We start from the raw sequence: 1,165 nt of genomic DNA, 5'->3' as shown, positions 1-1,165 counted from the left end.
AAAAGGTTCACTTTTTTATGCCTTTTATCCTTTTCGATGTTCGCGTAAAAGGCCTTGACCTTGTCCTCGGGACCCTCCAAAATCTGTATGAACCTACCCAAATAGTAGATCAGGCAACCGGTGATCCCGTTATCGGAATTGAACGCCCTGGCAGTATCGAGGATATCTTCGATTTCCGAATTCCTTAAACCGGGTACGGCCTCCGACTCATATGTTAGCGTATACATTCCATAACATTACTAGGGTTCGGGCAAAAGTATCATTTTTTTTACACAAGGACTTGATTAACTGAAAATGTTACCTTTCGCGTTTTCTACCATTGACAATCCGGAAATCGTAACTTAGGGGAAAGTTCAAAAAAAGAATTCATTTGTTATCCATATTTGCTAAATATAGACAAATCATATATTTTTGAGTTAGATAAAAATTTTGTCATGAATATTAGTTTCACAAAAAAACAGGAAGAATACATTGCCCAGCAAGTGGCAACGGGCGAATATCAGAACAATAGTGAGGTCATCCGTGACGCAATACGTCTGCATAGAATTTACAGGGACAAGGTCATTGAAGATCTTAGAAGGGAGATAGAGAAGGGTTGGAACGGTCCAGAAAGTCCCAGAAAAATGGATGAGATAATCGCTTCAAAAAAGAACGGGTGATAAAAGGCTACGTTCTATCGCAAGAGGCGGACAATGACATTGAGGATATATTCGAATATGGTGAATACCGTTTTGGAACTTCCCGAGCAATCGAATACCTGATTGGGCTGAACGACCATTTTAAAGCAATTGCCAAGAATCCAGATATTGGAAAGGATAGAAGGGAAATTAAGGAAGGTCTTTTCAGCTTTCCATACATGTCTCATATTATTTTCTATCGTAAAATGGAAGGATACATACGTATAGTAAGAGTTTTGTACGGGGGAAGGGATTTGGTAAAGTTTCTAAGTTAAAAGTTCAAATAAACGATTTTCAGCTTTCACCGACCAAGTACCGACCAAGTACCGACCAAGTAAGTAATGAGGCTTTCCTTGTAATCCCAGAAACGCTCTTGAATTGCGTCGTAATAGGAGTGGCTTAATGTTATTTTATTTTTATGCAAAGCTTTAAATTCGCCCAATGGCCTTGAGACCAAGTAATATCTATTTGTCGCACAGCTGTGCGAC

Annotated in this window: 4 protein-coding genes; 2 read left to right on the top strand and 2 right to left on the bottom strand. The window is 39.1% G+C overall.

What is annotated here, in order from left to right:
- On the bottom strand, positions 1 to 227 hold a 227-nt coding region (locus BIZ36_RS20660; protein WP_187459752.1), incomplete at its 3' end, for a BLUF domain-containing protein.
- Between the two features lie 207 nt (positions 228 to 434).
- Here BIZ36_RS20660 and BIZ36_RS20655 point away from each other — a divergent pair.
- Together BIZ36_RS20655 and BIZ36_RS20650 are read left to right on the top strand one after the other, a co-directional pair.
- The gene (locus BIZ36_RS20655) at positions 435 to 659 is read left to right on the top strand and encodes a type II toxin-antitoxin system ParD family antitoxin (protein ID WP_187459751.1); all 225 of its coding nucleotides are present in this window, start codon (positions 435 to 437) and stop codon (positions 657 to 659) included.
- On the top strand, positions 656 to 952 hold the full coding sequence (locus BIZ36_RS20650) for a type II toxin-antitoxin system RelE/ParE family toxin (RefSeq protein WP_187459750.1): 297 nt from the start codon (positions 656 to 658) through the stop codon (positions 950 to 952). The genes BIZ36_RS20655 and BIZ36_RS20650 overlap by 4 nt, the downstream gene beginning before the upstream one ends.
- A 26-nt stretch (positions 953 to 978) precedes the next feature.
- Here the strand turns inward: BIZ36_RS20650 and BIZ36_RS21000 are convergent.
- Positions 979 to 1,165, bottom strand: a 187-nt coding sequence (locus tag BIZ36_RS21000; protein ID WP_222937500.1) for a hypothetical protein, incomplete at its 5' end; no start/stop codon positions are given.

Source organism: Cytophaga sp. FL35 (assembly GCF_014349235.1).
Lineage (GTDB): Bacteria > Bacteroidota > Bacteroidia > Flavobacteriales > Flavobacteriaceae > Euzebyella.
The sequence above is the reverse complement of the archived record's forward strand: the minus strand, read 5'-3'. Positions and strand labels throughout refer to the sequence as shown.

Excerpts from the sequence above, each read along its gene's own strand:
- BIZ36_RS20655 (WP_187459751.1), top strand. The coding sequence starts at position 435 with ATGAATATTAGTTTCACAAAAAAACAGGAAGAATACATTGCCCAGCAA.